5 protein-coding genes are annotated in these 4956 nt (G+C 63.9%); 3 read left to right on the top strand and 2 right to left on the bottom strand.

The window, feature by feature from the left end; all coding sequences use genetic code 11:
* Nucleotides 1–201 precede the first annotated feature (201 nt).
* From VJ604_RS04565 to VJ604_RS04555, 3 genes are read left to right on the top strand one after another with little or no spacing between them, the layout of a single operon-like run.
* Nucleotides 202–582 (top strand): response regulator transcription factor, encoded by a 381-nt coding sequence (locus tag VJ604_RS04565; RefSeq protein WP_324080198.1) that lies wholly within the window; start codon nt 202–204, stop codon nt 580–582.
* On the top strand, nt 575–1222 hold the full coding sequence (locus VJ604_RS04560) for a chemotaxis protein CheC (protein WP_324080197.1): 648 nt from the start codon (nt 575–577) through the stop codon (nt 1220–1222). The genes VJ604_RS04565 and VJ604_RS04560 overlap by 8 nt, the downstream gene beginning before the upstream one ends.
* Entirely contained in the window at nt 1209–2147 is a 939-nt protein-coding gene (locus VJ604_RS04555; protein ID WP_324080196.1) for a diguanylate cyclase, read from the top strand. Before VJ604_RS04560 ends, VJ604_RS04555 begins: the two co-directional genes overlap by 14 nt.
* A gap of 116 nt (nt 2148–2263) precedes the next feature.
* Here the strand turns inward: VJ604_RS04555 and VJ604_RS04550 are convergent, their stop codons facing one another.
* Together VJ604_RS04550 and VJ604_RS04545 are read right to left on the bottom strand one after the other, a co-directional pair.
* Nucleotides 2264–3904, bottom strand: coding sequence for an AMP-dependent synthetase/ligase (locus VJ604_RS04550; RefSeq protein ID WP_324080195.1), 1641 nt, complete (start codon nt 3902–3904; stop codon nt 2264–2266).
* 265 nt (nt 3905–4169) lie between these two features.
* On the bottom strand, nt 4170–4956 hold a 787-nt coding region (locus VJ604_RS04545), incomplete at its 5' end, for a M28 family peptidase (protein WP_324080194.1).

The raw sequence follows: 4956 nt of genomic DNA, 5'->3' as shown, positions 1-4956 counted from the left end.
ATATCTCATAGCTATAGAATATTTGAGAACAATTTCGTGGCAGGCGGGTGTTGAGAGTTGACAACGAAATCACAGAAGTGTAATTTCCGAAATATAATATTGTTCTACGCCTAATGATTGAAAAGTGGGGCCGACAGACCCCTCGCCCGTCCGGCTGAATAGAACCGGACACCGGCATCCGATAGCCCCACGGAGATAGTGATGGCAAAGATATTGGTAGTCGATGACTCTATGGTGGCCCGCATGTGCCACGTCTCTTCCATTCCCGAGAACGAAGGGCACGAGGTGGTGGAGGCGGCGGATGGCCCCACCGCCCTGGAGACCTTCCGCTGCCTGCACCCGGACGTCACCTTCCTGGACCTCACCATGCCCGGCATGAGCGGCGTCGAGGTGCTGGCCGCCATCAAGAGCGAGTTTCCCGATGCGGTGGTGATCATCTGCACGGCCGACATCCAGAAGCAGACCGTCGAGAAGGTCGAGCAACTGGGGGCCTTCGCGGTGATAGGCAAGCCGTGCGCCAGGGAGGTCCTGCAGGCCCAACTTCGCAAGGCCCTACAACAGGCGGAGAAATCCCATGCATGAGACCAGCGCGCTGATGACTCCCCTGGAGAAGGACGCCCTGCAGGAGATCATGAACATCTCCTTCGGTCAGGCGGCGGCCGGGCTCTCCGAGGTGATCAACCTCTACGTCACCCTCTCGGTCCCCTACATCGACGTGCTCGCCCACGACGAGGTGCTGCGCTACATCCAGGCCAAGGTCCCCGACGCCAAGGAGATGAGCATGGTGATGCAGCTCTTCAGCGGCAACTTCAGCGGCTCCAGTGTGCTCCTCTTCCCCCACGGGGAGGGGAAGAAGCTCCTGCAGATGTTCAGCCAGGGGGCGGGGAGCGCCTTGGGAGGCCACGACCTCGACGTCCTGGAGCGCGAGTCGCTGATCGAGATCAGCAACATCATCATCGGCGCCTGCATCAGCAGGATCGCGGAGATGCTGGGGGACGTGGTCAGCTACTATCCCCCGCGCTTCTACGCCAAGGAGCAGATCGACCGCACCCTGAGCGATTCCTTCGCCACCGAGGACTCCTTCGCCATCTTCTTCAAGACGCTATTCCAGTTCGAGGAGTACGATGCCCGCGGCTATCTCTTCCTGGTCAGCAACGGCACCACCCTGGAGTGGCTGAAAAAGGCGATCTGGGACTACCTGAGAAAATATGCTGGAGCATGATCAGATATTCAAAAACATCGACCTGGGGCTGATGGTCCTCGACCGGGAGCTGAAGGTCAAGTCCTGGAACCGCTGGATGGAGCTGCACAGCGGGATCGCGGCGCGCGAGATCTGCGGCAAGTCCATCCTCGATTTCTACTCCCACCTCGCCGAGCCCGAGTACAGCCGCTTCATCAAGAGCGTGCTCGCCTTCGGCAACTACGCCTTCTTCTCACAGAAGCTGCACAAGCAGCTGATCCCCATGAAGAACCCGCACCCCAGCGTTGTGCAGCTCCCCTTCATGCAGCAAAACTGCACCGCCGGTCCCATCCGGGACGAGCAGGGGGCCATCGTCAGCATCTTCATCACCGTACAGGACGTCACCGAGTACGTGATGTACGAGTACAAGCTGGTGGAGATGAGCCGGCTCGACCCGATGACCAAGCTCTTGAACCGGAGCCACCTGGAACTGGTCCTGCAGGAGGAAATGGACCGCGCCCGGCGCTACGGCAAGACGCTCAGCGTGCTGATGATCGACATCGACTTCTTCAAGCGGGTCAACGACACCTACGGCCACATCTTGGGCGACCAGGTGATCATGAGGATCGCCTCCATCTTGAAGGAAACGGTGCGGAGGATCGACGTGGTGGGGCGCTACGGCGGGGAGGAGTTCTGCTGCGTGTTGCCGGAAACCAGCGCGGAAAACGCCCGCATGCTGGCGGAGAGGCTGCGCGAAGTGGTGGCGCAGAGCGAACTGGAGGTGGGGGGAGAGCGGCTGAAGGTGACCATCAGTCTGGGGGTCGCCGAGCAGGCCACGGAAGGCCAAACGCTCGACCAGCTGATCCAGGCCGCCGACGACGCCCTCTACGCCTCCAAGCGAAACGGCCGCAACATGGTGACCATGGCCGCCGAAACAGGAGAGGGACACACCGTCTCAACCGGCTAAACCGGCTCTGCCAACGCCCCCTCGCCCTCCGGGAGAAGGCCGGGGTGAGGGAAGCTTCCACGCAGATGAGAAGCCTCCCCACCACAGAGGCAGGCCGTCCGGCCCGTCCGGCTTCTCTACATGCTTCCCGCCGCCATCAACGCCTCGACCTCGAACCGTTTGATCTTACGGGTGGTCGTCTTGGGAAACTCCTGCCGGCAGATGGTGACCTGCTTCACCCGCTTGTAGGAGGCGAGCCTCTGGCAGGCCTCCGCCACCTCCTTCCTGATCAGCTGCTCGACCTGCGCGTCTGCCAACGCCCCCCTCCCCTGGCTCGCCGCGTACTCCTCCAGCGCCTCCTGGTCGGGGCGGACCACCGCGCAGATCTCCTCGGCCACCTCCCCGCTTTTCCGCGCGTAGACCACCGCCTCAGCCACCAGGGAGCTTTTCAGGATCTCGATCTCGACCTCTTCGGGGTAGACGTTCTTGCCGTTGGGGGTCACGATCAGGCTCTTGACCCGCCCGCAGATGTAGAGAAACCCGTCCTCAAGCCGGCCGAGATCGCCGGTCCGGTACCAGCCGTCCACGATCGCCTCCGAACTTGCCTGCGGGTCCCTGAAGTACCCCTGCATGACGTTGGGCCCCTTGACCTGGATCTCGCCCACCCCCTCCAGGTCCGGGCAGGCGATGCGCACCTCCACCCCTTCCAGCATCCGCCCCACGCTCCCCACCCGGCGGCAGCTGGGGGACTCGGCGGCGATCACCGGAGCCGTCTCGGTGATCCCGTACCCCTGCAACAGGGTCATCCCCAGCTCGCCGAAACCGGCCGCCACAGCCGGGTCAAGCGCCGCCCCGCCGCTGATGAAGGTGGTACCGTCGCCAAGTTTCTTGCGGATGCCGCCGGTGATAAGCCCGCGTAGAAACGGCAGCGACCAAAGGAGCCGCGCCAGCCTCCGCTCCTCGATCCCCTTCATGACCCGCCCCAGCATCATCCGGTAGACGGCCGGCACCCCCACGAAGAAGGTGGGCCTCACCTCGGCCAGGTTGTCGCCCAGTTTCTTCAGCGATTCGCAGAAGGAGACCTTCCCCCCCAGCGAGAGGGGGACCAGCACCCCGCAGACCTGCTCGAAGACGTGGTTGATGGGGAGAAAGGAGAGGGTGTGCACCGACTGGTCGACCTCCAGGTGCCGGGCTGCTCCCCGGATGTTGGAGACGATGTTGGCGTGGCTCAGCATGGCCCCCTTGGAACGGCCGGTGGTACCCGAGGTGTAGAGGATGAGGGCGGTATCGGAGGCGGCTGGCGGGACGATGCGGCCGGCGGGGTTGCTCAACAGATCGGCGAGGGAAAGGACCGTGCAACGGGAGGCGACCTGGTAGCGGCGGTTTTCCTCGGGCGGCAGTACCACGATCAGCTCCAGGGCGGGCAGCTCCTGCGCCAGGGAAACGGCCAACGGTAGCCGGTCCAGGTCGACGAACAGCAGGCGGGCCTCGCTGTGGGATAGGATATGGCTCAGCTCGATCTCCCTGAGCTCCCTGTCGACCGGCACCACGACCCCGCCCCCCTGCAGGACGCCGAGGTAGGCCATCACCCACTCGGGGGAGGAGGCGGCCAAAAGGGCGGCGCGCTCCCCAGGACTAAAGCCCCTCCCGGCCAGCGCGGCCGCAAGGGCCACGGAGCGCTCGCCCAACTCCCCATAGGAGGTTTCCCGCCAGCGGCCGTCCCGCTTCTGCAGCATGGCGGTACGGCTGTCAAAGGCGCGGCAAGTGGCCGCGATCAAGGAAGGGATAGTATCCATGCAGCTTACCCGTTGTCGTGATAAATGGCGCCATGGTAGATGGCAGCTGTCACCGTCAGGTTACCGTTCGCTGAACAATTGCCGGAGCGTGTCCTCCGCCTCTTTGTTCTGAATTCACTGCAGCCGACAGTCTCCTCTCCCTCCGGGAGAGGGGGAGTTGGCAGAAGGGGGCCAGAGTTTGCGGAAACCAACGGCCAGCTACACTCTCCTTCAAGTATCCAGGGCACGGAGAGACAGACGGCTTCCGCTACGTCACAAGCTGCGCGAGGTCGATCACCGCCTGCGCGGTGGCGCGGCAGACCTTGGCGGCGAACTCCAGGTTCAGGGTCTCCAGCGTGTCGGTCGGACGGTGGTAGTGCGGACTGCGGAAGTTGGTGGTATCGGTGACCATGAGGGCGGGATACCCCTGGTCCCAGAAGGGGGCATGGTCGGAGCGCCGGCTGTCGGGGAGCAGCTCCCCGTTGCCCGGTACCACCAGCGGCACGTAGGGAAGCTCCAGCTTGAGCCGCTCGATCGCCTGCAAAAAGGCACTCACCAGGTTAAGCGACCGCTCGTTGCCGATGAGCGCGATGAAGTTGCCGACCTTAGGTACCGGTACGGGAACTCCGGGCGGAACGTTCTGCAGCACGTCGTCCCCGGCGTAGGCGACCGATTCCAGCACCAGCACTCCTCCGATCCGCCACCCCTCCTGGCGGGCGTGAGCCGCCAGGGCGATGCTCCCCCGGGTGCCCGAGCCGGGTTCGTCTTCGCTGCGGTTCTCCTCCAGGGAAACCGCGATGAAGTCGATGGTCTGTTCGAAGGATAGCCCGGCCAGCAGACGCGCCACCTCCAGCAGCACGGCGACGCCGCTTGCGTTGTCGTCGGCACCCGGCGTCTCCGCCACCGTGTCGTAATGGGCGAGCACCGCGATCCGTTCCGGCTGAAGGCCGCTCCCCGCCCGAGAGGCGATCAGGTTGCGATGCAAGGCGCCGCCATCGGTGAAACGGTGCTCGTCCACGGTATAGCCGAAACTCTTCAGAGAGGACGCGATGTAG

The organism is Geomonas sp. (genome assembly GCF_035254065.1).
Classification (GTDB): Bacteria; Desulfobacterota; Desulfuromonadia; order Geobacterales; family Geobacteraceae; genus Geomonas.
Note: the sequence above shows the minus strand (reverse complement) of the source record. Positions and strands in the feature narration are given on the sequence as shown.

Excerpts from the sequence above, each read along its gene's own strand:
- VJ604_RS04565 (WP_324080198.1), top strand. The coding sequence starts at position 202 with ATGGCAAAGATATTGGTAGTCGATGACTCTATGGTGGCCCGCATGTGC.
- VJ604_RS04560 (WP_324080197.1), top strand. The coding sequence starts at position 575 with ATGCATGAGACCAGCGCGCTGATGACTCCCCTGGAGAAGGACGCCCTG.
- VJ604_RS04555 (WP_324080196.1), top strand. The coding sequence starts at position 1,209 with ATGCTGGAGCATGATCAGATATTCAAAAACATCGACCTGGGGCTGATG.